The sequence below is a fragment of the Bacillus crepusculi genome (assembly GCF_014764715.1).
Classification (GTDB): Bacteria; Bacillota; Bacilli; order Bacillales; family Bacillaceae; genus Bacillus.
In genome coordinates this window covers 535,859-560,876 of sequence record NZ_JACXXE010000001.1, presented here as the reverse complement: position 1 = coordinate 560,876, position 25,018 = coordinate 535,859, and the positions used below count along the sequence as shown (strand labels likewise).

The 25,018-nt window shown below is 41.7% G+C and carries 28 protein-coding genes; 27 read left to right on the top strand and 1 reads right to left on the bottom strand.

Annotated features, from left to right (window positions below; genetic code table 11):
• The first annotated feature begins 125 nt into the window (after positions 1-125).
• The 17 genes from trpE (at position 126) to ypjB (ending at position 16,077) form a co-directional block, all read left to right on the top strand.
• Positions 126-1,673 carry an anthranilate synthase component I gene (gene trpE / locus IEE86_RS02800; protein ID WP_191095847.1) on the top strand — a complete coding sequence of 516 codons (1,548 nt, stop codon included), beginning with the start codon at positions 126-128 and terminating at the stop codon, positions 1,671-1,673.
• Positions 1,645-2,667: an anthranilate phosphoribosyltransferase gene (trpD, locus tag IEE86_RS02795; protein WP_191095846.1), complete on the top strand. Its 1,023-nt coding sequence runs from the start codon at positions 1,645-1,647 to the stop codon at positions 2,665-2,667. Before trpE ends, trpD begins: the two co-directional genes overlap by 29 nt.
• Positions 2,660-3,412, top strand: a complete 753-nt coding sequence (gene trpC / locus IEE86_RS02790; RefSeq protein WP_191095845.1) for an indole-3-glycerol phosphate synthase TrpC — start codon at positions 2,660-2,662, stop codon at positions 3,410-3,412. The genes trpD and trpC overlap by 8 nt, the downstream gene beginning before the upstream one ends.
• On the top strand, positions 3,409-4,077 hold the full coding sequence (locus IEE86_RS02785) for a phosphoribosylanthranilate isomerase (RefSeq protein ID WP_191095844.1): 669 nt from the start codon (positions 3,409-3,411) through the stop codon (positions 4,075-4,077). The genes trpC and IEE86_RS02785 overlap by 4 nt, the downstream gene beginning before the upstream one ends.
• Entirely contained in the window at positions 4,058-5,257 is a 1,200-nt protein-coding gene (gene trpB / locus IEE86_RS02780; protein WP_191095843.1) for a tryptophan synthase subunit beta, read from the top strand. Before IEE86_RS02785 ends, trpB begins: the two co-directional genes overlap by 20 nt.
• Positions 5,254-6,057 carry a tryptophan synthase subunit alpha gene (gene trpA, locus IEE86_RS02775; RefSeq protein WP_191095842.1) on the top strand — a complete coding sequence of 268 codons (804 nt, stop codon included), beginning with the start codon at positions 5,254-5,256 and terminating at the stop codon, positions 6,055-6,057. The genes trpB and trpA overlap by 4 nt, the downstream gene beginning before the upstream one ends.
• An 11-nt stretch (positions 6,058-6,068) precedes the next feature.
• Positions 6,069-7,166: a histidinol-phosphate transaminase gene (gene hisC, locus IEE86_RS02770; RefSeq protein WP_191095841.1), complete on the top strand. Its 1,098-nt coding sequence runs from the start codon at positions 6,069-6,071 to the stop codon at positions 7,164-7,166.
• 114 nt (positions 7,167-7,280) lie between these two features.
• Positions 7,281-8,396 carry a prephenate dehydrogenase gene (locus IEE86_RS02765; RefSeq protein WP_191095840.1) on the top strand — a complete coding sequence of 372 codons (1,116 nt, stop codon included), beginning with the start codon at positions 7,281-7,283 and terminating at the stop codon, positions 8,394-8,396.
• A 10-nt stretch (positions 8,397-8,406) separates the two neighbouring features.
• Positions 8,407-9,693 (top strand): 3-phosphoshikimate 1-carboxyvinyltransferase, encoded by a 1,287-nt coding sequence (aroA, locus tag IEE86_RS02760; RefSeq protein ID WP_191095839.1) that lies wholly within the window; start codon positions 8,407-8,409, stop codon positions 9,691-9,693.
• A 289-nt stretch (positions 9,694-9,982) separates the two neighbouring features.
• The gene (locus tag IEE86_RS02755; protein ID WP_191095838.1) at positions 9,983-11,254 is read left to right on the top strand and encodes a tetratricopeptide repeat protein; all 1,272 of its coding nucleotides are present in this window, start codon (positions 9,983-9,985) and stop codon (positions 11,252-11,254) included.
• Between the two features lie 75 nt (positions 11,255-11,329).
• On the top strand, positions 11,330-11,866 hold the full coding sequence (locus IEE86_RS02750) for a ReoY family proteolytic degradation factor (protein WP_191095837.1): 537 nt from the start codon (positions 11,330-11,332) through the stop codon (positions 11,864-11,866).
• A 64-nt stretch (positions 11,867-11,930) separates the two neighbouring features.
• Positions 11,931-12,377 (top strand): YpiF family protein, encoded by a 447-nt coding sequence (locus IEE86_RS02745; protein WP_191095836.1) that lies wholly within the window; start codon positions 11,931-11,933, stop codon positions 12,375-12,377.
• Between the two features lie 144 nt (positions 12,378-12,521).
• On the top strand, positions 12,522-13,028 hold the full coding sequence (locus tag IEE86_RS02740) for a ubiquinol-cytochrome c reductase iron-sulfur subunit (protein WP_191095835.1): 507 nt from the start codon (positions 12,522-12,524) through the stop codon (positions 13,026-13,028).
• Positions 13,029-13,030: 2 nt separating this feature from the next.
• Complete coding sequence (gene qcrB / locus IEE86_RS02735) at positions 13,031-13,705, top strand: menaquinol-cytochrome c reductase cytochrome b subunit (protein WP_003215804.1); 675 nt, start codon at positions 13,031-13,033, stop codon at positions 13,703-13,705.
• A 41-nt stretch (positions 13,706-13,746) separates the two neighbouring features.
• Positions 13,747-14,514, top strand: a complete 768-nt coding sequence (locus tag IEE86_RS02730; protein WP_191095834.1) for a menaquinol-cytochrome c reductase cytochrome b/c subunit — start codon at positions 13,747-13,749, stop codon at positions 14,512-14,514.
• Positions 14,515-14,614: 100 nt separating this feature from the next.
• The gene (gene lhaT / locus IEE86_RS02725) at positions 14,615-15,208 is read left to right on the top strand and encodes a lipoprotein heptaprenylglyceryl N-acetyltransferase LhaT (RefSeq protein WP_191095833.1); all 594 of its coding nucleotides are present in this window, start codon (positions 14,615-14,617) and stop codon (positions 15,206-15,208) included.
• 65 nt (positions 15,209-15,273) lie between these two features.
• On the top strand, positions 15,274-16,077 hold the full coding sequence (ypjB, locus tag IEE86_RS02720) for a sporulation protein YpjB (RefSeq protein ID WP_191095832.1): 804 nt from the start codon (positions 15,274-15,276) through the stop codon (positions 16,075-16,077).
• 31 nt (positions 16,078-16,108) lie between these two features.
• Here ypjB and IEE86_RS02715 read toward each other — a convergent pair whose 3' ends face one another.
• Positions 16,109-16,981, bottom strand: a complete 873-nt coding sequence (locus IEE86_RS02715) for a YitT family protein (RefSeq protein WP_003215598.1) — start codon at positions 16,979-16,981, stop codon at positions 16,109-16,111.
• Between the two features lie 137 nt (positions 16,982-17,118).
• Here IEE86_RS02715 and IEE86_RS02710 point away from each other — a divergent pair, with 137 nt between their 5' ends.
• The 10 genes from IEE86_RS02710 (at position 17,119) to panD (ending at position 24,968) form a co-directional block, all read left to right on the top strand.
• On the top strand, positions 17,119-17,454 hold the full coding sequence (locus IEE86_RS02710) for a nucleotide pyrophosphohydrolase (protein WP_003215805.1): 336 nt from the start codon (positions 17,119-17,121) through the stop codon (positions 17,452-17,454).
• A gap of 5 nt (positions 17,455-17,459) precedes the next feature.
• Positions 17,460-18,263 carry a 4-hydroxy-tetrahydrodipicolinate reductase gene (dapB, locus tag IEE86_RS02705; RefSeq protein ID WP_191095831.1) on the top strand — a complete coding sequence of 268 codons (804 nt, stop codon included), beginning with the start codon at positions 17,460-17,462 and terminating at the stop codon, positions 18,261-18,263.
• A gap of 17 nt (positions 18,264-18,280) precedes the next feature.
• Positions 18,281-18,700 (top strand): methylglyoxal synthase, encoded by a 420-nt coding sequence (gene mgsA / locus IEE86_RS02700; RefSeq protein ID WP_191095830.1) that lies wholly within the window; start codon positions 18,281-18,283, stop codon positions 18,698-18,700.
• Positions 18,687-19,391, top strand: coding sequence for a bacillithiol biosynthesis deacetylase BshB1 (gene bshB1, locus IEE86_RS02695; protein ID WP_191095829.1), 705 nt, complete (start codon positions 18,687-18,689; stop codon positions 19,389-19,391). The genes mgsA and bshB1 overlap by 14 nt, the downstream gene beginning before the upstream one ends.
• A gap of 2 nt (positions 19,392-19,393) precedes the next feature.
• Positions 19,394-20,539 (top strand): N-acetyl-alpha-D-glucosaminyl L-malate synthase BshA, encoded by a 1,146-nt coding sequence (gene bshA / locus IEE86_RS02690; protein ID WP_191095828.1) that lies wholly within the window; start codon positions 19,394-19,396, stop codon positions 20,537-20,539.
• Positions 20,532-21,734, top strand: coding sequence for a CCA tRNA nucleotidyltransferase (locus IEE86_RS02685; RefSeq protein WP_191095827.1), 1,203 nt, complete (start codon positions 20,532-20,534; stop codon positions 21,732-21,734). Before bshA ends, IEE86_RS02685 begins: the two co-directional genes overlap by 8 nt.
• Positions 21,707-22,690 (top strand): biotin--[acetyl-CoA-carboxylase] ligase, encoded by a 984-nt coding sequence (locus IEE86_RS02680; protein WP_191095826.1) that lies wholly within the window; start codon positions 21,707-21,709, stop codon positions 22,688-22,690. The genes IEE86_RS02685 and IEE86_RS02680 overlap by 28 nt, the downstream gene beginning before the upstream one ends.
• Before the next feature lie 199 nt (positions 22,691-22,889).
• Positions 22,890-23,729: a 3-methyl-2-oxobutanoate hydroxymethyltransferase gene (gene panB, locus IEE86_RS02675; protein WP_191095825.1), complete on the top strand. Its 840-nt coding sequence runs from the start codon at positions 22,890-22,892 to the stop codon at positions 23,727-23,729.
• Positions 23,726-24,592, top strand: coding sequence for a pantoate--beta-alanine ligase (gene panC, locus IEE86_RS02670; RefSeq protein WP_191095824.1), 867 nt, complete (start codon positions 23,726-23,728; stop codon positions 24,590-24,592). The genes panB and panC overlap by 4 nt, the downstream gene beginning before the upstream one ends.
• A complete protein-coding gene (gene panD / locus IEE86_RS02665) occupies positions 24,585-24,968 on the top strand; it encodes an aspartate 1-decarboxylase (RefSeq protein ID WP_024422780.1) in 384 nt (127 codons plus the stop codon). Before panC ends, panD begins: the two co-directional genes overlap by 8 nt.
• Positions 24,969-25,018 lie beyond the last annotated feature (50 nt).

The following is a 25,018-nucleotide window of genomic DNA, read 5'->3' as shown; positions in this document are numbered from 1 at the left end:
GATACGATACTTCTATTTAATCATACTGCCTAAAAGAGCAACCTCTTTTAGGCTTATTTCGTATACTCATACAAACCCTCTATATGTCCCCTCATTCTCCTTAAACCCATTTAAGGAGTGTGCTTATGAAATCCCAATCAAACCTTACCCAATTTTTAAAGGACAGTGCGTCCTACAAAACAATCCCGATTGTTGAAACCATTACAGTTGATACGCTCTCACCGATTCAAATTGTTGAAAAACTCAAACAAGATATTGTGTATTTACTAGAAAGTAAAGACGAATCTTCTAGCTGGTCGAGATATTCCTTTATCGGATTAAACCCGTTCCTAACCTTGCATGACGACAAAGACGAATATATTGCACGTGACGCTGCGGGGCAGGAAGTGATGCAAAAGCAAGAGCTGAAAGACTTATTAGACTGGATGAAAGAGCAATATCAAATCAAGACACCAGATGTTGATATTCCGTTTACAGGCGGCGCTGTTGGGTACTTAAGCTATGATCTCATCCCAAGCATTGAACCTTCTGTCAGGCCGCATCGGAACGCCTCGCCTGCAGACCATTGCACATTATTTGTCTGTCAAACGATGATTGCTTTTGACCATAAAACAAATCACGTTCATTTTATTCAATACACCCAGCTGACCGGACATGAAACAGAAGACGAAAAAATAAGAGCTTACAAAGAAAATCAACAGCTGCTGAAGCATCTGATTCATAAGCTTCACATGAAGACTGATATGAAAGAGCTGATTTTATCAGAGAATATGAACGAACCACCGTCCTTTGAACAAGTGACGTCAACATATGAAAAAGCAAAATTTTTAAAGGACGTAGAAAAAATCAAAGAGTACATTAGAGCGGGGGATATTTTTCAAGGAGTCCTTTCGCAGCGCTTTGATATCCCTGTGTCAGTGAGCTCATTTGAATTGTACCGCGTGCTTCGGATTGTGAATCCATCTCCCTATATGTATTTTATGAAATTAAAAGACCGCGATTTAGTCGGCAGCTCGCCAGAACGATTAATCCATGCCAAAAACGGGCATCTAGAAATTCATCCAATCGCAGGCACAAGAAAACGAGGAACGACAAAGGAAGAGGATGCTGCGCTAGCAAGAGAGCTGCTAGATGATGAAAAAGAAAAAGCAGAGCATTATATGTTAGTAGACCTTGCCAGAAATGATGTGGGCCGCGTGGCAGAATACGGCAGTGTATCCGTCCCGACGTTTACAAAAGTAGTGAACTTTTCACATGTCATGCACATTATCTCCATTGTGACAGGAAAATTGAAGCAAGATACGCATCCAGTCGATGCACTCATGTCCGCTTTTCCAGCAGGCACATTAACAGGTGCACCGAAAATTAGGGCAATGCAATTATTAAATGAAATGGAGCCTGAGCCAAGAGAGACGTATGGCGGCTGTATCGCTTATATTGGGTTCGACGGCAATATCGACTCCTGTATTACAATTCGCACCATGAGCGTTAAAAATCAGACCGCATCTATACAAGCGGGTGCTGGTATTGTCGCTGATTCTGTTCCTGAAAACGAATGGGAAGAGACATGTAACAAGGCAGGGGCGCTTCTGAAAGCCATTCAGCTCGCTGAACATATTTTCTCAGAAAAGGAGAGTGTGCAAGATGAACCAACGACTATCAGCTCTTGTTAATGGAGGATTTCTATCAGAAAATGAAGCGAACAGACTCATGAATGATATGATGAGCGGTTCTTTAACAGATGCTGAAGTCGCTGCCAGTCTATCCATTTTAGCACTTAGAGGAGAAACCTCTGAAGAGATGACTGGCTTCGTGAAAGCAATGAGGCAAAACGCAGCACAAGTGGAAGGGTCGCTTGATGTCGTTGATACGTGCGGTACAGGGGGCGATGGGTTATCAACATTTAATATATCAACTGCCGCCGCCATTGTAGCATCCGCCGCTGGTGCCAAAATTGCCAAACACGGAAATCGTTCTGTCTCTTCTAAAAGCGGAAGTGCCGACGTGCTAGAATGTCTTGGGATCCAAATTCAGTCCACACCAGAAGAAACTAGACGACAAATACAAGAGAAAAACATGGGCTTTTTATTTGCACCACTCTATCATTCATCTATGAAACAAGTAGCAGCAGTCCGCAAGCAGCTCGGATTTCGGACGGTATTCAATCTATTAGGTCCGCTTTGCCATCCGATGCAAGCCAAAAAGCAAATCATCGGTGTGTATTCAAAGGAAAAGGCAAAATTAATGGCAAAAGCCCTTGCACCTTTAGAGCCAGAACATGTCCTGTTTGTTTGCGGAGAAGATGGGCTGGATGAATTAACGATTACAGCAAATTCATATGTCATTGAACTCAGGAAAAATGTCATCACAGAATATACACTAAACCCGGAAGACTTTGGACTGGAAAAAGGGCGCTTATCAGATATTCAAGTCCAGTCACCGGAAGAGAGTGCCAAATTGATTCAGAATATATTGAATCATCAAACAGAAGGAGCGCCGCTTCATATTACCGCCCTCAATGCTGGAGCAGCTCTTTATGTTGCAGGAAAGGCAGAAAGCCTGATGGCAGGAACATTAAAAGCGTTAGAGACGATTAAAAGCGGCGCAGCCAAACAACAATTAGCCCGTTTAAAACAAAAAAAGAAAGAGGAAGAGATCTATGCTTAAACAAATCATCGCTCGCAAAAAAGAACATATTCAAACGTTGCAATTACCTGCTGATGGACAATATGAAAGACGATCATTTAAAGAAGCCCTGATGAACCCTCAACGCTCGATTGGACTTATTGCTGAGGTGAAAAAAGCGTCTCCTTCTAAAGGAATCATTCAGCCGAATTTTGATCCTTTGCAAACAGCAAAAGCATACGAAAAATCAAACGCAGATTGCTTATCTGTCTTAACGGATGAACCGTTTTTCCAAGGGAAGAACGAGTATCTTTCCTTGATTAAAGAACACGTCGCGCGTCCTATTTTAAGAAAAGATTTTATCATTGACTCCATTCAGATAGAAGAGTCAAGACGTATAGGAGCAGATGCAATTTTATTAATTGGAGAAGTCCTTGAACCGCAAAAGCTGCACGAGCTCTATGCGGAAGCAAAAGAAAAGGGGCTTGATGTCCTCGTTGAAGTTCATGCCGCCGATACACTGGAAAAGATTTTGAACTTGTTCACTCCTGAAATCATTGGAGTGAACAACCGGAATTTAAATACATTTACAACAACAGTCGAGCAAACAAAAGAGATGGCGCCACTTGTGCCAAAGGATGTGTTACTAGTGAGTGAAAGCGGTATTCAGACATTTGAAGATCTAACCTTTGTGAAAAAACATGGAGCGAGTGCTGTCCTTGTAGGAGAATCATTAATGAGAGAACAATCACAGGAAAAAGCCGTTCAGACATTATTTGGAGAATGACCATGACGAAGCCTTATTTAAAATATTGCGGAGCTGTCACAAAAGAGGATGTCGAATGCATCGCGCAATCTCAAGCGGACGCCATCGGATTTATCTTTGCTCCAAGTAAAAGACAAGTTCATCCAGATGACGTCAACTACTGGCTTACCCAAACAAAGTGCGACAAAGATATCGCCGGTGTATTTGTGAATGAAAAGGTACAAAAAGTGTGCGACATCACAAAGCACATTCCTTTAAATATCGTCCAGCTTCATGGAGATGAAACAGAGGAATATGCAAAAGAAATAAAACAACAAACAGGGGCAATCGTTTGGAAAGTATTTCACCATGAGCCTAATTTAAAAGAAACGCTCGAAAAAATGACGGCATTTGCTCCCTTTGTCGATGGCTTTCTCATTGATTCGAAAGTAAAAGGAATGAGAGGCGGTTCTGGAAAAGCTTTTGCATGGGAGGCAGTGCCTGTCTACGTTCAGCATGCAAAACGATTAGGAAAAATATGCGCCGTTGCAGGCGGAATAACGCCAGAAACGGTGTCAGAGCTGCTTGCCTATGGTCCAGAAGCGATCGACCTTTCAAGCGGAGTAGAAGAAAACGGGAAGAAAAGCAGTGCAAAGATCAAAGCGCTCGAAGAAAGGATGTTAAACGATGTACGCATATCCAAATGAGATTGGCAGATATGGAGAATTCGGAGGGAAATTTGTCCCGGAAACGCTCATGCAGCCACTAGAAGAAATCGAACAAGCATTTCGTGAATTAAAAGAAGACCCTGCTTTTCAAAAGGAGTATATATCGCTTCTGCAAAATTATTCAGGCAGACCGACTGCGCTCACATACGCTGACCAATTATCAGCTTACCTCGGCGGCGCAAAAATCTATTTAAAAAGAGAAGATTTAAACCACACAGGCGCTCATAAAATCAACAATGCACTTGGCCAGGCCCTCCTAGCGAAAAAAATGGGAAAATCAAACATTATCGCTGAAACAGGAGCCGGTCAGCATGGAGTAGCTGCTGCTACGGTGGCCGCAAAATTTGGCTTATCCTGTACGGTGTTTATGGGAAAAGAAGACGTGGAAAGACAGTCACTCAATGTTTTCCGAATGAAGCTGCTCGGCGCTGAGGTCATACCTGTCACAAGCGGGAACGGCACATTAAAAGATGCAACCAACGAAGCCATCCGCTATTGGGTCCAGCACTGCAGCGATCATTTTTATATGATTGGATCTGTCGTTGGCCCTCATCCGTATCCTCAAATCGTCAGTGAATTTCAGCGGATGATCGGTGATGAGGCAAAAGCGCAAATACTTGAAAAAGAAGGTCAGCTCCCTCATAAGGTTATTGCCTGCGTAGGCGGTGGGAGTAATGCCATTGGAATGTACAGAGCGTTCTTAGATGAAGAGGTAGATATCATTGGTGTAGAAGCGGCAGGAAAAGGAATAGATACCCCTCTTCATGCAGCGACCATCACAAAAGGAACAAAAGGTGTGATTCATGGATCTTTGACATATCTGATCCAGGACGAATTTGGCCAAATTATGGAGCCGTATTCTATTTCCGCTGGATTAGACTATCCAGGGATCGGACCAGAGCACGCCTATTTACATGCAAGCGGCCGCGTTCAATATGTTAGTGCCACAGACCAAGAAGCACTAGATGCACTAAAGCTACTGACAGAAAAGGAAGGAATCCTGCCAGCAATTGAATCAGCACATGCTTTAGCCAAAGCGTTTGAAATAAGCCGGAATATGAGGGAAGACGAGATTGTCCTTGTCTGCCTGTCAGGAAGAGGAGATAAGGATGTGCATACATTAATGAATGTGCTTGAAAGTGAGGGCAAAACAAAATGATCACATTTCAATTAGAGCAAGATGAGAAATTATTCATTCCATTTATCACGGCTGGAGATCCGTCAGAAGACATCACCATTGATTTAGCCATCGCTCTTCAAGCAGCTGGTGCACATGCGATTGAACTAGGTGTTCCTTATTCTGATCCACTTGCGGACGGTCCTGTCATTCAAAGAGCCTCCAAAAGAGCGCTAAATCATGGCATGAATATTGTAAAAGCGATAGAATTAGCAGGGAAGATGAAAAAAAGCGGTGTAAAAATTCCTGTAATTCTATTTACGTATTATAATCCTGTGTTACAATTAGACACAGAATACTTTTTCGCTTTACTGCGCAAAAATCATATATCGGGACTCTTAACACCCGACTTGCCGTTTGAAGAGAGTAGCGAGCTGCAAAAGAATTGTCAAACACATGACATTTCATATATTTCGCTCGTTGCACCGACAAGCAAGGAACGATTAAAAAAAATCGTAGAGCAGGCAGAAGGTTTTGTGTATTGTGTTTCATCTCTTGGTGTAACAGGTGTCAGGCAATCTTTTGACGCATCAATTACTGATTTTATTCAACAAGTGAAACAGCTGAGTCACATACCGGTTGCGGTAGGTTTTGGCATTTCAACAAGAGAGCAGGTCGACTCAATGAATAAATTGAGTGATGGTGTCGTTGTAGGCAGTGCACTTGTGAAAAAAATTGAAGAGCTTCAAGAACAATTATTAGCAAGTGATACACGTCAGGATGCTTTAAGAGAATTTGAAACATATGCAAAAACATTTAGTCCCCTCTATTCATTCAAATGAGGTGAAACATTTTGCAAATCAAAGATCAATTAAAACAACTAAAACCGTATCAACCTGGGAAACCAATTGAAGAGGTCAAAAAAGAATATCAATTAGACAAAATTGTGAAATTGGCTTCAAATGAAAACCCCTTTGGATGTTCCACACATGCAAGAGAGGCGATACAAGCCGAGCTCGAACATTTAGCGATTTATCCAGATGGATACAGCGCGAGTTTAAGAACAGAGCTGGCCGAGTTTCTTCAGGTGAATGAAAAACAATTAATATTCGGGAATGGCTCAGATGAACTTGTGCAAATTATTGCTAGAGCATTCCTTGACCAACATACAAATACTGTCATCCCATCGCCATCTTTTCCGCAGTACCGTCACAATGCAGTGATTGAACAAGCTGAGATTCGAGAAGTACCTCTTTTAGAGGGAGGAGCTCACGATCTTCAGGGGATGCTGGATGCAATTGATGAAAAAACGAGGGTCTTGTGGGTGTGTAATCCCAATAACCCAACTGGGAATCATATAGCAGAAGCAGAACTTGTGGCGTTTTTAGATCAAGTACCAGCTCACGTGCTTGTCGTTCTAGATGAAGCGTATGTTGAATACGTTCGGGCGGAAGACTTCCCGAACAGTTTATCTTTATTAAACTCCTATCAAAATATCATCGTACTTCGTACATTTTCTAAAGCCTATGGGCTTGCGGCACTTCGAGTAGGCTATGGGATTGCGTCTGAGGAACTGGTTACTGCTATTGAACCAGCGAGAGAGCCATTTAATACTAGTCGTATCGCTCAGGCAGCTGCACGTGCAGCGATAAAAGATCAAGACTTCATTCAATCATGCAGACAAAAAAATGAGGCAGGTCTTATGCAATATCAAGCATTTGCTGACCGTTTTGGACTATTTATCTATCCGTCTCAAACAAACTTTGTCCTTATTGATTTTAAAAGAGATGCAGACGAACTGTTTCAAGCACTACTGAAAAAAGGATATATTGTTCGTTCTGGTCAAGCACTTGGTTTCCCAACTTCTTTACGTATTACTGTGGGAACAAAGGAGCAAAATGAAGAAATTCTAAGTACACTGGCCGATTTATTACAAGGCATTCGTGTGTAGCATAACAAGGAAGTCATATTCTGCATAGGATATGGCTTTCATTGTACCAACCCAATATACATATAAGCTTTTGAAATGGCTTGTTTAATTTTCGCGAAAAATCAGGTGATGAACATGAATGATGCAAACGAAACAATATTAATCGCTGGACTTGGTTTAATTGGTGGTTCTATTGCACTGTCGATTAAAAAAGAGTATCCTCATAAAAAAATTGTAGGCTACGATGTTTCCAATGAGCAAATGATTGCTGCAACAAAGCTGGGTATCATTGATGCAACAGCCGATTCATTAATGGCAGGTTTACATGAATCAGCCACCATTATATTGGCAACGCCAGTCCAACAAACAGTCAAGATGCTAAATGATATTGCAGCATCTGGGATTGAAAGAGAGCTCACGATTACTGATGTTGGTAGCACAAAGCAAAAGGTCGTCCATTTTGCTGAAAAAACGCTGCCTGACCACTACCAATTTATTGGTGGACATCCAATGGCAGGCTCACATAAGTCAGGTGTCATTGCAGCGAAAGACTTTTTATTTGAAAATGCATTCTACATTTTAACACCAGCAAAGGCAACGAATCGCCAGGCTGTTGATCGCTTGAAGGATTTGCTAAAAGGGACAAATGCTCATTTTATTGAGATGACTCCAGAAGAGCATGACGCTGTGACAAGTGTTATTAGTCATTTTCCTCATATTGTTGCAGCGAGTCTTGTGCATCAAGCGCATCATTTTGAAGAACAATTTCCTCTTGTGAAACGATTTGCTGCTGGAGGCTTTCGTGATATTACGCGTATTGCATCAAGTAATCCTGCAATGTGGCGAGATATTCTCCTGCACAATAAAAATAAGATTTTAGATCGGTTCCATGAATGGAAAAAAGAGATCGACCGCATCGAGTCCTTTGTGCAGCAAGAAGACGCTGAGGGATTGTTCTCTTATTTTCAAGATGCAAAGGAATACCGCGACGGTCTTCCTCTAAGGAAAAAAGGAGCGATTCCTGCTTTTTATGATCTTTATGTCGATGTTCCGGATCACCCTGGGGTCATTTCGGAGATTACAGGACATTTAGCAAGTGAAAACATCAGTATTACGAATATCCGCATTATTGAAACACGAGAAGACATTAACGGGATATTACGTATTAGTTTTCAAACAGATGATGATCGCAAGCGTGCAGAAACCTGTATAAAAAATAGAGCGAATTACGATACATTTTATGCTGACTGAGGTGACAAACATGAAAATTCATATAAATGCTCCTATGAACGGAGAAATTCATATTCCAGGCGATAAATCCATTTCTCATAGATCAGTGATGTTTGGTGCAATTGCTGAAGGAACAACGGTCGTGAAAAACTTTCTTCCTGGTGCCGATTGTTTAAGTACGATTGATTGCTTTAGAAAGATGGGCGTTGAAATCGAACAACAAGGGACAGATGTTGTCATTCATGGCAAGGGACTAAAAGAGCTTAAGGAGCCGGCTGACATCCTCGATGTTGGTAATTCTGGCACAACCATTCGTTTAATGATGGGGATCTTAGCTGGTTGTGAGTTTCACAGTACACTGATCGGTGACGAGAGCATTGCCAAAAGACCAATGAAACGGGTGACGGGTCCACTTAAACAACTAGGGGCCAAAATAGACGGCAGGGCAAACGGCGAGTATACGCCACTGTCTATTCGTGGCGGCAATTTAAAAGCCATCTCTTATGAGTCTCCAGTTGCAAGTGCACAAATTAAGTCGGCTGTCCTTTTAGCTGGACTTCAAGCAGAGGGAACGACGACATTAACTGAACCACATAAATCAAGAGACCATACAGAAAGAATGCTCTCCATGTTTGGCGTGTCACTTCATGAAGATGCACAAAGTGTTTCAATAAAAGGTGGCCAAACGTTAAAAGCGACAGATATATTTGTCCCTGGGGACATCTCTTCAGCTGCGTTTTTCCTTGTAGCTGGATCTATCGTTCCTAACAGCCGGATTGTACTAAAAAATGTCGGCCTAAATAAAACAAGAACGGGTATAATTGATGTGCTGAAACAAATGGGTGCGAACCTTGACATCAATGAAGTGGATGCCAAAGGCGGAGAAGCATATGGTGATTTAACGATTACTACTTCTTCATTAAAAGGAATTGAAATTTCTGGTGATATCATCTCAAGACTCATCGACGAAATTCCGATTATTGCGCTTCTTGCTACCCAAGCGGAAGGAACGACGATCATTAAAGATGCTGCTGAGTTAAAAGTAAAAGAAACCAATCGAATTGATACAGTGGTTTCTGAACTTAAAAAATTAGGTGCCAATATTGAAGCAACGGATGATGGAATGAAAATTCATGGTAAAACCACGCTTAAAGGTGGCGCCGTTGTCTCAAGCTATGGAGATCACCGAATCGGTATGATGTTAGGTATTGCTGCATGTATCACAGAACAAGCAGTCGAGATTGAAGATACAGATGCTGTGCGTGTATCTTACCCGAATTTCTTTGAACACATTGAATACTTAACGAAAACAGTCTGAGGATGTCCTCAGGCTTTTTCTTTCCTTTTGCATATTTGAAAGTAATATAGCATAGCTTGTCTCAAGGTGAAACCTTGAAAAAAATCATTTTGTCCGATAAAAAATGATTTTCGAGTGCCTGTAGTTTACAAATCGTCAGTTTCGTAAAGGATTAATTGAAAAAGAGTCTTTAAAACACTAAAATGGGTTCATTTTAAAAGGGCAACATATTTGCTGGATGAGTGGCTGTCGATTATGATATGGAGTAACAACAGTTTAGGTTTTTAGAAACAGAAAGGAACGGTTTGATTTGAATAGTTCATTACAAGAAGCCATAAAATTAGTTGAGGCAGGTGAGACTGAAAAAGGACTTCAAACACTTGCTCGAGCAGAAAAGCATTTGCACGATGAAGATAAAGCACAGGCAGCTCAGTTATATTATGACTGGGGAGATATTGACAAAGCGCGGAACCTCATCAGCGATTTACATGAATTATATCCAGAGGAAACCGGATTAACGTGTTTTTATGCAGAGCTATTAATTGATTCAGATGAAGAAGAGAAGGCAATTGCTGTATTAGAAACGATCCCTGAAGATGACGATGCGTATCCAGAGAGTTTATTGTTAATGGCAGATTTGTATCAAATGCAAGGACTATTTGAAGTCAGTGAACAAAAGCTTTTAAAAGCGAAAGAACTACTTCCGAATGAAGCCATCATTGATTTTGCATTAGGTGAATTGTATTTTTCTCAAGGTCTTTCAAAGAAAGCAGCTGACTATTTCTACAAAGTTGCAGATCAACAACATGAGGTTGGCGGCGTCAATGTATACCAGCGGCTTGCTGAATCGCTTAGCACAGCTGGGGAATTTGAGGATGCGCTTGAATGGTACGAAAAGGCAGTAAAAGATCAAGCAGACCCGAATACACTCTTTGGCTATGGATTTACGGCGATGAGAGCTGGCAGAACAAAAACAGCCATTCAGCAGCTTTCAGAACTAAAAGATATTGATCCATCTTATTCATCACTATATATGCCTTTAGCGAAAAGTTATGAGGAAGAAGGACTATATCACGAGGCTTTAGAGGTAGTAAAAGAGGGTATTAAAGTTGATGAGTATAACAAAGAATTATACTTATATGGTGCAAAGATTGATTTGAAAAATGGTGATTCAGAAGATGCGAAAAAGCTGCTTCAAGAAGCACTTGCGCTTGATCCAGGGTATATCGAAGCGGTTCAAACCTTGCTTGCGATCTATCTAAATGAAGAGCTTTTTGATGAAATACTGGATGTCATTAAAGAGGTTAAAAGCTTTGGGGAAGATGATCCTAAATGGAATTGGTATGCTGCATCTGCATCTGTTGGACGAGAGGAATACAAGGAAGCAGCCGAGTACTTCAAGCTTGCTCTGCCTGATTTTGATGAGGAACGTGACTTTTTATATGAATATGCTTCGTTCCTTTTAGAAGAAGGCAGACAAAAAGAAGCATTGCCGTTATTACGTAAAGTTCTTCAGAAAGATGGCACGAATGAAGAAATTGAAGAAACGATTTTAAGAATTGAAGACGAAATTTCCTTATAGTTTGCAGGAATGAAGAACTGGTTTGTTGAATAATTCATGTATAGCAATTTAATTTACGATAGAGGAGGGAATAACATGCAGACCCCTGTTTCTGTCAATGAAAAAAAGGAATTTATCCGGTGGTTCTTAAACCATTATCAGTTAAAACGAAGAGAGTGTGTTTGGATATTAAATTATTTAATGAGCCACGACTCTTTGATGGAAAAGGTTCATTTTGTAGAGCAAGCAGAATTTTGCCCAAGGGGAATTATTATGTCAACACACTGTGTGGATGAAGTTCCCTTTAGATTTTATAAAGAAAACATCATGACGACAGATGCTGAAAAGTCATTTCATGATATTCGTTTGAATAAACAGCAAGATTTGTTTATTCAATTGAATTTCCGTTCTGCTTATCGTTCGCCGGAATATGCAGCTGTTCTTGAAACAAACCCTCATATTCCAAAGGAGCTTTTTGGAAATGAAAAAGATAAAGATCTCGCTGAGAAAGTGCTAGAACACTCTATCGCTACTTTCCAAAAAGAACGGCTGATGAAAGAAATAGATGAAGCACTTGACCGTCATGATCAAGAAACATTTAATAAGTTAGCAAAAGAATTAAGCCTATTATGATAAACTGAACCAATAAGCCTTGCCCTAGACAGGCAGGGCTTATGTCATGAAAGAGGGGAAATAGATGAAGTTTCAGGCGGAGGATGCGGATCGCTTTTTGCAGTCTAAAGATTACATTGATACCGCTATCATTCCATTAGTTGGAATAGACGCGAGCCAAATCAAACAAACTGTGTCTTTAGGTGAATTTACAATTCTTGTGGCAGAGGAACTTGAAAGGCAGCTGAAAGGGCGGGTGTTTCTGTTTCCATCACATACATATTTAGAAGTAAATGATCGTAAACAAGAAGACGTGTTTGCGGTCAAGCAATCCTTACAGAAGCATTTTCAGCATGTCGTGTTGATCACTTCTGACCACAACTGGAAAGAGCCTTCAGAAATCAGTGAATCACTATTTCTGTTGAAGCCAGTTCCACTAGAGCACTTAAAGATAGAATTGAAGCAAAAAATCATTCAGGACAGTGTAGAACAAATTTTGAACTTTTTGTTACAAAAATGGAACCCTTCATAAAAACCCTTACATTTGCATTGTACATAGCTTTTTAGGCTGTTGACCTTGTGAATAGATTGATATATTATGAGGGTGTCCTAGTTTTATGAAATTTTTTCTAATTCAGTTATAAAGTAGCTGACGACCTGAGGGGGGGAGAAAAAAATGAGCGAGAAGAGACATGGAGTGTCCAGGCGTCAATTTTTGAATTACACGTTGACCGGCGTGGGGGGATTTATGGCCGCTGGAATGCTCATGCCTATGGTTCGCTTTGCGCTTGACCCTGTGCTAAAAGGAACAGAGGAACAGGATATGGTTCAAGTTGTCAGTGTAGATGAACTGACGAAGGAACCGAAGCGCTTTGACTTTAAAATTGATCAAGTAGATGCGTGGTATGAGTCAAAGGAATCTAGGTCAGCATGGGTGTACAAAGAAGGGGATGAAATTGTCGCTTTATCGCCAATCTGTAAACATTTGGGATGTACAGTGAACTGGAACAGTGATCCGAAAAATCCAAACAAATTTTTCTGCCCGTGTCACTATGGGCTGTACGACAAGGATGGTACAAACGTACCCGGAACTCCACCGCTTGCACCGCTTGACCATTATAAGCAGCAAGTGAAGGACGGATACCTCTATCTTGGAAAAGCTGTGCCGAAAGGGGAAGGGTAACGATGCTTAACAAGATTTACGATTGGGTAGATGAGCGGCTAGACATTACACCGATATGGAGAGATATTGCGGATCATGAGGTGCCAGAGCACGTCAATCCAGCGCATCATTTCTCCGCTTTTGTGTATTGTTTTGGCGGTTTAACGTTTTTTGTGACAGTCATTCAAGTCCTTTCGGGTATGTTTTTAACGATGTATTATGTGCCAGACATTAAAAATGCATGGGAATCTGTCTATTATTTGCAGAATGAAGTGGCATTTGGGCAGATTGTCAGAGGGATGCACCACTGGGGTGCGAGCCTAGTTATTGTTATGATGTTTTTACATACGCTAAGGGTCTTTTTCCAAGGGGCGTATAAAAAGCCTAGAGAGCTAAATTGGATTGTTGGTGTGCTCATTTTCTTTGTGATGCTTGGACTTGGTTTTACAGGTTATCTCTTGCCTTGGGATATGAAGGCGCTGTTTGCGACGAAGGTTGGTCTTCAAATTGCAGAGGCAACACCTTTCATTGGAAAAGAGATCAAAACGCTGCTTGCAGGTCATCCTGACATTGTAGGAGCACAAACGCTGACGAGATTTTTCGCTATCCATGTCTTTTTCTTGCCAGCGGCATTATTTGGGCTGATGGCTGCCCACTTTATTATGATTCGTAAGCAAGGAATTTCTGGACCGCTATAAGAATTTGCGTTTGATGAATGTTCAATGAGGAGGGGATGACTTTGCATAGGGGAAAAGGGATGAAGTTTGTCGGAGATTCTAGAATTCCGGCAGAGAGAAAACCTAACATACCTAAAGACTATTCCGAATACCCGGGAAAAACAGAAGCCTTTTGGCCGAACTTTCTTTTAAAGGAATGGCTTGTAGGTGCCGTTTTTTTAATTGGATTTCTTGTCCTAACTGTTGTTCATGCACCTCCGCTTGAGCGGATGGCTGATCCAACAGATACTGGTTACATTCCGCTGCCAGACTGGTATTTCCTATTTTTATACCAGTTATTAAAATATGAATTTGCTGCAGGAAGCTATACTGTAGTTGGCGCGATGATTATGCCTGGAATTGCGTTTGGTGCACTTTTGCTCGCGCCATTTCTTGATTCTGGTCCTGAACGCAGACCGTATAGACGACCGGTTGCAGTGGGGATGATGATCCTTGCAGTTGGTGCAGCAACATATTTAACGTGGGAGTCTGTTGCTACTCATGATTGGGAAGCAGCAGCGAAACAAGGTGAAATTAAGAAAGAAGCGGAGATTGACACCTCAGCGGAAGAGTATAAAATTTATCAAGAGCAGACATGTATCTCCTGTCACGGGGATAATATGCAAGGCGGAGCAGCCGGACCGTCACTTGTTGATAACGGTCTTTCGCCTGAGGAAATTGCTAAAATCGCTGTAGAAGGAAAAGGTAATATGCCTAAGGGCGTCTTTAAAGGCAGCGATGAAGAACTTGAAAAGCTTTCTAAATATTTATCTGAGGTTAAATCTAAATAATTCAGTTGTTTAAATGCAAGTACAAGGATATACTCAAAAGAGAAAAAGCTGGCGCTGTCAGCTTTTTTCTGATTTTAACAGATCGTGAGTGAAGAGACATATGAGATGGATTCAATATCTACTAGCCACGCGCTACATGCTTTTACTGGTGCTCATTGTTAATTTTCTTGGCACTGTGTATGGCTACTACTGGTATATCCCGCAGCTCGTAGAGACGCCGGCTATCTTTTTAGCTTTTGTTCCAGATAGTCCAACGGCAAGCTTTTTCTTTTTATTTGTATTACTTGCGTTTTTGATGAAACGAAACGCTCCTTATTTTGAAGCACTTGCGCTTGTGACCTTGATCAAATATGGGTTATGGGCTGTAGGCATGAATATCTTTGTGCTTTTATCTGTTGAGGATTTCCCGTGGGAAGGATATATGCTGATCGCTTCACACTTTGCCATGGCGGTTCAGGCTGTTTTATTTGCACCGTATTATCGTTTTCGTATGCGCCATTTGGTTGTAGCAGGTATATGGATTTTACATAACGATGTGATTGATTATGTATTTGGTATGATGCCCCGTTACTCTATGCTGTCTGCATATTCGAATGAAATCGGCTATGCTACATTTTGGTTAAGTATTGCCGTTCTTCTTGTTTCGTATTATCTCGTCCTATCGAAAAAATCGATCAAGCTTGAACTCCCTTAACAATGTTGGTCTAACCTTGTCCTTTTCTTCATACGCTGTATGGAGAAGGGCTAGGAGGGACTTGCATGAAACGAAAGCCAATCGCGATGATTCTATTATTTTTTCTCGTATTACATCCAGCTGTAGCTAAGGGTGAGGAAACTGCCGCTAAAGCGCTGCAAGAATTAACGGAACTATCAGATTCAATCTTTCAATTAACGAGACAAGCTAAATACGATGAGGCATTACAGGTCGCATTGTATGTTGAAAAGACATTTAAAGCTGAGAATTGGCATGGGACTCTGACAAATACGCAGGTTCGGCAAATCACACTCGGCTATCAAGATATTATTAAAGGGCTCCCGCAGGAAGAATTGAATGAGCGCGAAAAGCTTCGTTATGCCTCTCAGTTTAGAATGCTGATCGATGCGATTCAATCGGATTCTGAACCTCTTTGGGGCTCACTTGAGAAGCCGATTATGGGGTCTTTTCCTACTTTGAAAAAGGAAGTGGAAAATCCAGAATCCACTACGTTCTATGAAACTTGGAATGAACTGGTTTCTTTATACGATATGATTTATCCTAGTTTAACCATTGATATCTCGCCTGAAAAGCTTCAAACGATTAAGCAGCACATGGAAGTGATCGAACAAGGTGAATTTTTAAAAGCTTCAAGTGGGACAAAGCTTGAGCGTCTCACAAAGCTGGAAGAGGATTTATCCAGTGTGTTTGCTCATGTCGATCAAGATGAAGCCGATCCATCGCTTTTATGGGTCATCCTCACAACAGGCAGTATGATTTTACTCACTTTAACGTATGTTGGATTTCGAAAATACCGGGCTGAAAAAGAGAAGAGGCAAAAGCGGCAAGCCGATTATCCAAAGTCATAAAAAAAGAAGCACCGTTTTTGGGCTTCTTTTTTTAATGGGGATTAAGTGGCTTTTTGTGTTCATCTAATGTGAAGCCTTCACCTAGTACGTCATGCACGTCACTGACGGATACAAATGCATGAGGGTCTACTGAGGTGACAACACTTTTGAGGTGGACAAGCTCGTTTTTTGGAACGACGCAATAAAGGACGTTCCGCTCCTGTTTCGTATAGGAACCGACCCCTTTTAAGATGGTCACCCCGCGCTCCATTTCTTCCGTGATTTTCTTTTGAATGATGTCATCTTTTTCAGAGATAATCATGGCTCCTTTGGCTGCGTAAGCGCCTTCTTGCATGAAGTCGATGACCTTCGCAGCAACAAATACTGCGACGAGTGTATACATGGCTTCTTTGTAATTTAAATAGGTAAGAGAGATGGTAATGACGCATGCATCGAAGATGAACATTGTTCGTCCCATTGCCACCTGATAATGCTTGTTGATCAGTCTTGCGATAATGTCCACGCCGCCGGTTGTTCCGCCGAATTTAAAGATAATCCCGAGGCCTGTTCCGATAAACACACCTGCAAAGAGTGCGGCTAAGGCTAAATCGTGCTGGAGAGGCATATGTATTTGAAAGCGCTGGAAGATGGCAAGGAAGACAGAAAGGCTGACGGTTCCTACAATTGTATACGTAAACATGGTTCTGCCGAGCATTTTCCAGCCGATAAAAAAGATCGGAATGTTTAAGACAAGGTTTGAAATAGATGGATCAATGTGAAATAGAAAATATAAAAGCAGTGTAATACCTGTAAATCCGCCTTCCGCCAAATTGTTCTGCATATTAAAATGAACAAGACCGAAAGAAAAAATCGCAGATCCTATTAAAATAAAGACGATATTTTTAAGACGAATTTCTTTTAGCAAGAGATCACTCCTTTTTTTGCTTAGACAGCGATAATATTATATGGTATGGGAGAGAAACAAGCAAACGGAGTTTTAAACATTTGTCAAACATTTATGATTTCGCTAACATGTAAGAGATGGATAGGAGGTTGAGCTACATGACGAATGAAAAAACGCTGCGTCACGTGCAGCAAGAAGTAGATGATTACATAGGACAATTTAAAGAAGGCTATTTCAGCCCGCTTGCCATGATGGCCCGTCTGACAGAAGAATTAGGTGAACTGGCAAGAGAGGTGAACCATTACTATGGAGAAAAGCCGAAAAAAACAACCGAAACAGAAAAAAGTATGGAAGAAGAAATTGGCGATGTATTGTTTGTATTAACATGTCTCGCTAATTCACTCGATATTTCACTAGAAGAAGCACATGATCGTGTGATGCATAAATTCAATACAAGAGACAAAGACCGCTGGACGAAAAAGGAAGGGAAGTAGAGACGATGACGAACCAAACCATCAAAGTAGTAATCGCTGGAGCAAGAGGAAGAATGGGGATAGAGGCTGTCAAGCTGGCAGAAGAAACAAGCCATTTTGAGCTGGTGGCAGCACTTGATCACGCGCATGAAGGAAAGACATTATCTGATGTGATGCAGACGACATCTAATGCACCAATTTATACGGATATTGATGTATGTTTATCAGAGACAGCACCTGATGTATTAATTGATCTTACGACACCAGAAATTGGGAAAGTACATACAAAAAAAGCACTTGAACATGGCGTGCGTCCAGTTGTAGGCACAACTGGGTTTTCAGAAGCTGACCTGAAGGAACTTCAGCAATTAACAGAAGAAAAAGGCATAGGCTGTATTATTGCGCCAAACTTTGCTATCGGTGCGGTTTTAATGATGAAGTTTGCCAAAATGGCAGCGAATTACTTCCCTGACGTTGAAATCATTGAGCTTCATCATGATAAAAAGCTAGATGCCCCGAGCGGTACTGGGTTAAAAACGGCTGAAATGATTGCAGAAGTAAGAGAAAGCAAAAAGCAGGGACATCCTGAAGAAAAAGAGTTAATCGAAGGTGCACGAGGAGCAGATTATGATGGCATCCGTCTGCACAGCGTCAGACTTCCAGGCATGATTGCACATCAAGAAGTCCTGTTTGGCATGGACGGACAGACGCTCACCATTCGTCATGATTCTTATAACCGTGCATCATTTATGTCAGGTGTGAAGCTTTCAGTAGAACAGGTTATGCGCATTGATCAGCTCGTCTATGGCTTAGAAAATATCATCGACTAATAAGGAGTGGATTCCTGATGAACATTGCTTTAATCGCTCACGATAAGAAAAAAAGTGACATGATTCAGTTTGCCATTGCATACCGTGATATTTTGGCAGATCATACACTTTATGCAACAGGGACGACAGGTTTGAGAGTGAAAGAAGCGACGGGGCTTTCCATTCATCGTTTCCAGTCAGGACCACTTGGAGGAGATCAGCAAATTGGTGCCTTGATTGCTGATAATGCTATGGATCTTGTGCTCTTTTTTAGAGATCCGCTAACCGCGCAGCCGCATGAACCGGATGTATCTGCACTTATTCGGCTTTGCGATGTGTACGCCATTCCATTAGCCACCAATATGGGCACAGCTGAAATTTTAGTCAGGAATTTAAATAAAGGAACGTTTGATTTTCGAGATGTAGCAAAAAACGGAGGAACAAATGAAACGACTTGATATCCTTGCATTCGGTGCCCATAGCGATGATGTAGAAATCGGTATGGGTGGAACGATTGCAAAATACGTAAAAAAAGGGGCGCGTGTCGGAATTTGCGATTTGACCGAGGCTGAATTATCTTCAAATGGAACGGTTGAAAGCCGCAAAGACGAGGCAAAGGCAGCCGCCACCATTTTAGGTGTGACGACTCGAATTCAGCTCACCTTGCCAGATAGAGGACTTTATCTCAATGACGAAGCGATAAAGGAAATTGCCGGTGTCATTCGAACATACAAACCAACACTTATTTTTGCTCCGCATCACCAAGATCGACATCCTGATCATGGTCATGCGGGTTCACTTGTAGAAGAGGCGGCTTTTTCTGCAGGTATACATAAGTTTGAAGATTCCTACAAGCAGCCAGCACATAAAATAAGACAGATGTATTATTACATGATTAACGGCCATCATCGTCCAGATTTTGTGATTGATATCTCTAGTGAGATGCACCAAAAAATTGATAGCTTACATGCGTATAAAAGCCAATTTGTCAAATCGGCGAATTCAGTAGAGACACCTCTTGTGAACGGGTATATTGATTTTGTCAAAATGAGAGAGTCTATGTATGGAAGGGAAGTCAATAAAGCTTATGCAGAAGGGTTTTTGACAAAGAAACCACTGTTGATGGACGATGACTTACTTGGGGGGTAATTATGAAAAAATTGAAGATCGGAATCACTTGTTATCCAAGTGTTGGCGGTTCGGGCATTATTGCCACAGAGCTTGGAAAACGTTTAGCTGAAAAAGGGCACGATGTTCATTTCATTACCTCAAGTATTCCGTTTAGACTTAATAAAGTGTATCCGAACATTTATTTTCATGAGGTGAATGTCAATCAATATGCTGTTTTTCAATATCCGCCTTATGACCTTGCACTCGCAAGTAAATTGGCAGAAGTCGCAAAACGAGAGAAGCTCGATATTATTCACGCGCATTATGCAGTCCCGCACGCCGTCTGTGCGTTTTTAGCCAAGCAAATGACGGGACACACAGTGAAAGTCGTCACCACGCTTCACGGGACGGATATTACGGTATTAGGCGATGATCCATCTTTAAAGGAAGTCATTCGGTTTGCCATTGAATCATCAGATCGCGTAACAGCTGTATCGCATTCATTAGCAGCACAGACATATGATCTCATTAAACCGGATAAAAAAATCGATACGATCCATAACTTCGTTGATGAGCGTGTGTACTTGCGTGAAGATCACAAAGTTCTCAAGAAGCATTATGGGATCATGCAGGACGAAAAGGTCATCATCCATGTATCGAATTTCCGAAAGGTAAAGCGGGTGCATGATGTGATTCATGTCTTTAAAAAGATTTCTGACCAGGTGCATGCAAAGCTGCTGCTTATTGGTGATGGTCCTGAAATATCGGTCGTATGCGAACTGGTGAAAAAGCTGGGACTAACGGACCGCGTGTTGTTTTTAGGAAAGCAAGAGAAGGTAGAGGAGCTTTACTCAATTAGTGATTTGAAGCTACTTCTTTCTCAGAAGGAGAGCTTTGGGCTTGTACTTCTTGAAGCAATGGCCTGCGGGGTTCCTTGTATTGGCACAGATGTTGGCGGCATTCCAGAGGTTATTACACATGGAGAGACAGGATTTCTTGTCCCGCTCGGCGATATAGACGGTGCAGCAAACTATGCGGTCTCTTTACTCAAAGACAAAGCGCTCCATGAGCAAGTGTCAATGGCAGCACAGGCCAGTGTTCAGGCCAATTTCTCTTCTGAAAAAATTGTAAGAGAATATGAAGAGCTTTACCTAGAATTAATTGAAGGTGATGATGAAGATGAATGAACCATTCACACACGCCATCCCTATTTTACATACACTGCACGAACATGGGTATCAGGCTTACTTTGTCGGCGGAGCGGTGAGAGATGTTTTATTAGGCCGGGAAATCGGGGATATCGATATTGCGACAGATGCAACGCCTGATACGGTGGAGTCCTTGTTTGATAAGACAGTAGATGTAGGCAAAGAGCATGGCACTGTCATTGTTTTATATGATGGTGTCAGCTATGAGGTCACGACGTTCCGGACTGAATCAGAATATGAAGATTTTCGCAGACCTAAAGAAGTGACGTTTATTTCATCATTGAAAGAAGACCTTTTAAGAAGAGATTTAACGATCAACGCGATGGCTATGGATATTCATGGCGAGATCATTGACTACGCAGGGGGCAGGCAGGATATTGAGCGGAAACGAATTCAAACCGTTGGAGATCCCGCTTGCCGCTTTCAAGAAGATGCACTTCGCATGATGAGAGCCGTCCGTTTTTTAAGCCAGCTCGGTTTTGAGCTCGCTACTGAGACAGCTGATGCGATGAAAAAAGATAAGCATCTACTAGCCAACATATCTGTTGAGCGCAAAAAGATTGAAATGGAGAAATTGTTAAAAGGTCGGTATTGTAAGGAAGCCATTCATGTCCTCATTTCAACGGAGTTGTATGAAGAATTGCCAGGCATGACAAAAGATCGACTCAATGATGCTTTCCAAACATTCCCGTATTATTTACTGGATGGACTAGAAGAGGTATGGGGCGCTTTCATCCATTTACTTGGTTTAGATGAGGCGGAGGCTGTGTCCTTCTTAAAGGAATGGAAGCTGTCGACGAAGCTTTTGAAAGAGTCGATTGCAATTAGCAAATACGTCGATTGTGACTGGGATGCGGAGAAGATGTTTGAAGCTGGTGAACATGTCTTGCTCTCTAGTTTAAAGATCACGCAGCTCAAACATGAGCGCCGTATTTTCTTTGATGAGCTGGAGGCGGCGAAGCATTCATATGATGCACTCCCGATTAAAAAGCTCCAAGACCTTGCTGTTTCAGGAAAAGATTTAATGGCCTTTCGGCAGAAGACATCAGGTAAATGGATTGCAGAAGAGCTTCATGCTGTGAAAAAAGCGGTTCTGCAAAACCGTTTGGAAAACCGAAAAGAAGCCATAGAGGAGTGGCTTAAAGCATGCGATCAGCAATTAGAAAACGATTAATTGAACTATTTACAACATCTGATCAAGATTTTGTCTCGAGCCAGCAAATATGTGATGAGCTTGGCTGCTCCCGAACGGCTGTATGGAAGCATATAGAGGATTTGCGAAAAGAGGGCTATGAGGTAGAAGCTGTCCGGAGAAAAGGATACCGGCTGCTTCGTAAACCGGACAAAATTAGTGAGGATGAAATTCTTTTTGGTCTGGAAACAGAGGTTTTTGGCAGGAACATTATCTTTCAAGAAGCAGTCGCTTCAACTCAGCTGATTGCCCATGACCTTGTAAATGAAGGGGCGCCCCACGGCACACTTGTTGTCAGTGATCATCAGACAAACGGAAAAGGGCGCCTTCAAAGAACATGGCATTCACCAAATAGGACAGGCATTTGGATGAGTCTGATCATCCGGCCTGAAATACCGCTGCACAAAGCGCCGCAAATGACACTTTTAACCTCTGTCGCCATCACAGAAGCCATCGTACATCAAACAGGACTCAGTCCATCGATTAAATGGCCAAATGATATTCTGTTAAATGGAAAAAAAGTTGTTGGCATTCTCACTGAATTAAAAGCAGAAGCTGACCAAGTTCACGCGGTGATTATTGGTCCAGGCATTAATGTGAACCAAACGGCTGAAGACTTTCCTGATGAACTAAAGGATATCGCAACAAGTTTGCGAATGGCACTGAATGAAAAAGTAGATCGAGCTGCATTGATTCAAAACATCATGTCCACCTTTGAAAAAAGGTATGATGATTATATGAAGCATGGATTTGGCCCGATCAAACAATTATGGGAATCGTTTGCGATGACCATCGGTAAACGTATTGTCGCGCGCACCGTCAATGGGCAATATACTGGAACAGCGCTTGGAATCAATGATGAAGGTGTCTTATTACTGGAAACGGCGGACGGTATCCAAAAAATCTATTCCGCAGACATCGAGATCCAGTCAACTTAAGTGGTACACCCGGTACATTTTTGATATACTTCGTGTGGACAGTATCTGTAAAAGGAACTGTACCTGTTAGGAAGAAAAATTTAATCAATTTCTGCCTTGATCCTAAGGGACTTGGACAGAGGGATGATTCGCCGCGCATGAGCGAAAAGAACATGTGATGCGAGGCAAGCCATCTCCTCTCCAGAATGAGGAGGAACAAATGAAGACAAAGCTAGATTTTTTCAAAATGAAAGAACAAAACGAACCTATTGTGATGCTGACAGCATACGACTATCCAGCTGCAAAACAAGCGGAAAAAGCGGAAGTCGACATGATCTTAGTTGGTGACTCACTTGGGATGGTTGTACTTGGACTTGATTCCACAGTACAAGTCACGATGGATGATATGATCCATCACACAAAAGCAGTCAAAAGAGGCGCAAAAGACACATTTATTGTGACAGATATGCCATTTATGTCTTATCATTATTCATTGGAAGAAACGATGAAGAATGCAGCGCGGATGATGCAAGAAAGCGGTGCTGATGCCTTAAAGCTAGAAGGCGGAGATGGCGTGTTTGAATCCATTCAGGCTTTAACAAGAGGCGGAATCCCTGTCGTTAGTCATTTAGGCCTCACACCACAATCAGTTGGTGTACTTGGCGGGTATAAGGTCCAGGGGAAAGACCATGAGAGTGCTCAAAAGTTGATTGAAGATAGCCTGAAATGTGAGGAAGTAGGTGCGATTGCACTTGTGCTCGAATGCGTGCCTGGTGAACTGACAAAACGTATTACCGACATGCTGAAGATCCCTGTCATTGGAATTGGTGCAGGAGCTGAAGCAGACGGACAAGTTCTTGTTTACCATGATGTGGTAGGATACGGGGTGTCTAGAACACCTAAATTTGTGAAACAATACGCGCAAATCGATGCTGTACTAGAAGAAGCGCTCATTCAATATACAAAAGAAGTAAAAGCTCGTACATTTCCAGAGGACACGCATACATTTCATATCAAAGAAGAAGTCCTTGAAGGTTTATATGGGGGAATCAAAAAATGAACGTTGTTACCCATATTCATGAGCTGAAAAAACTGATCAAGCAGCACCAAAAAAAACACCATTCTATCGGCTTTGTTCCAACGATGGGTTTCCTTCATGAAGGCCATCTAACGCTCGTGAAAGGGGCAAGAGAACAAAATGACATTGTGGTGATGAGTATTTTTGTTAATCCTTTGCAATTTGGACCGAACGAAGACTTTGAATCTTATCCAAGGGATATGGAAAGAGATCAGCGCCTTGCAGAAGAAGCAGGAGTGGACATTTTATTTACACCTGATGTGAAAGAAATGTACCCAAATGAACCATCTATCACGATGACAGTTCAAAAGCGGACTGATGTCTTATGCGGGAGGAAACGTCCAGGACATTTTGACGGCGTTGCTACTGTGCTGACAAAGCTATTTCATCTTGTAGCACCAACAAATGTATACTTTGGTCTAAAGGATGCACAGCAAGTCGCTGTGATCGATGCGATGATCAAGGATTTCTTCTTTGATGTTCACCTTGTATCTGTGCCGACAGTTAGAGAAGAAGACGGTTTAGCGAAAAGCTCAAGGAATGTGTACTTATCTGAAAAAGAAAGACAAGAAGCACCTGCTTTGTACCGCGCATTGAAAAAAGGACAGTCAGCGGTTGAAAAAGGTGAACGTGACGTCAGTCGAATTTATCAGTTGGTAGAAGACGAAATTCATCAAACGAGTGGAGAAATCGATTATATTGAGATCTACTCCTATCCAGAGCTTGAGACACTTCAGCAGTTAGCAGGTCAGGTCATCATTGCGATTGCGGTGAAATTCTCACGGGCAAGACTGATTGATAATGTGATATTCCATGTTCCTGAAAGCGGTGAAAAGCATGTATAGAACCTTTATGACCTCTAAACTTCATAAAGCGACGGTAACAGAAGCAAACTTACATTATGTAGGAAGTATTACCATTGACGAAGATTTACTAGATGCGGCAGGCATGATGGCAAATGAGAAAGTACAGATTGTCAATAATCACAATGGCGCGAGACTTGAAACATATATTATTCCTGGTGAAAGAAAAAGCGGTGTCATCTGTCTAAATGGTGCTGCAGCAAGATTGGTTCAGCCAGGGGATGAAGTGATTATTATCGCTTATGGGATGTTGTCAGAAGAAGAAGCAAAGACACATACACCAAAAGTGGTCGTGTTAAATAAACAAAATCAAATTGAACAAATGATTGGGCAAGAGCCTGCGAGAACGATTTTATAACGCATGCTACACGGAAACAGGACAGTTTCATGAAAAGAGGCTGTTCTGTT